Source organism: Exiguobacterium sp. s70 (assembly GCF_018618315.1).
GTDB classification, from domain to species: domain Bacteria; phylum Bacillota; class Bacilli; order Exiguobacteriales; family Exiguobacteriaceae; genus Exiguobacterium; species Exiguobacterium chiriqhucha.
Map to the genome: position 1 here is coordinate 1 of NZ_JACSLV010000015.1, position 1,294 is coordinate 1,294.

1 protein-coding gene is annotated in these 1,294 nt (G+C 45.5%); it reads left to right on the forward strand.

The window, feature by feature from the left end; genetic code table 11:
* Positions 1-88 precede the first annotated feature (88 nt).
* A protein-coding gene (locus tag KNP84_RS15075) for an IS3 family transposase (RefSeq protein WP_125318026.1) occupies positions 89-1,251 on the forward strand; the annotation gives its coding sequence in 2 pieces (ribosomal slippage) (positions 89-365 and positions 365-1,251; 1,164 coding nt in all).
* Positions 1,252-1,294: the final 43 nt, after the last annotated feature.

Consider the following 1,294-nt stretch of genomic DNA (forward strand, 5'->3'; position numbering starts at 1 on the left):
GTGGGCTAACCTAAATTTTTGAGACAATATAAAAACACCTTCGCAGTGGTACACTTTAAAAAAGTGCTAGCATCGGAGGTGTTTTTGCGTGGGCAAAAACGTATATTCAAGTGAAGTGAAATGGGCAGTGGTGAAAGACAAACTGAGCGGTGAGTTGACGAATAGAGAAATCATGGAGAAACACGGAATCAAAAGTGAGTCCCAGATCCACACATGGATGAGATGGTATCGGTCCAATGAAATCTATCGATTTGACCAGCCGATCGGGAAGCAGTACACCTACGGACTTGGTCCTGATTCCGCCAGCGAGGATGACAAGAAAGAGCGTCAACTATCCCACCTGAAGACGGAGAACGAAATCTTAAAAAAATTCATGGAGATCGAAAGAGAGTTGAGAAAGAAGTAATCCTAAAGACTGTAGAACTCCTGAAGAGGAAATATACGATCACGACGATCCTACGTGTCCTAGACGTGCCACGGGCAACCTATTACCGTTGGGTCAGAGAACCGGTGAAGCACCCTTCGGTGCTAGAGCAAGCAATCGTCGAAGTATGTAAGCATACGAAATATCGATATGGACATCGAAAGATAAAGGCCCTGTTAGAGCAAAACTATGAGTTAACAGCAAACCGGAACACCGTACAGAGAATCATGAAAAAGCACCATCTCCAGTGTCGGATCAAACCCAAACGAAAATGGAGGTCTCAGGGTGAGAGCATCATCATCGCACCTGACCTTCTCAAACGAGACTTCACGGCCAGTGAACCGAATAAGAAGTGGGTGACGGACATCACCTATATCCAATACGGGAGCACGACGAAATATCTTTCGACCATCATCGACCTATTCAACAATGAGATCGTTGCCTATAAGTTGTACGAGCATCAACAGACGCCCCTTGTCATCGATACGTTAAAGAAGGCGTTGGAAAGCCGGAACAACCCCGAAGGGGTCATCATCCATTCGGACCAAGGAAGTGTCTATACCTCATATGCCTTTCAAGATTTCGTTAAGAGGAGCCATCTGACGAGCAGCATGTCTCGAAGAGGCAACTGTTGGGATAATGCGGTGATCGAATCATTCCATTCGAACTTGAAGTCTGAGGGCTTCCAGTACGTCAAGTTCAACTCGTTAAGCGACCAGGAAGTGCATGAACGGGTGAACCATTACTTGACCTACTACAACGAAGAACGTATCCAAGAAAAATTAGGCTACCTCACACCGATAAAATACGGTGGGATGGCAGCCTAATCAAGGTGTTTTTATTAGTGTCTCATTTCGCTAGGTCAGTCTA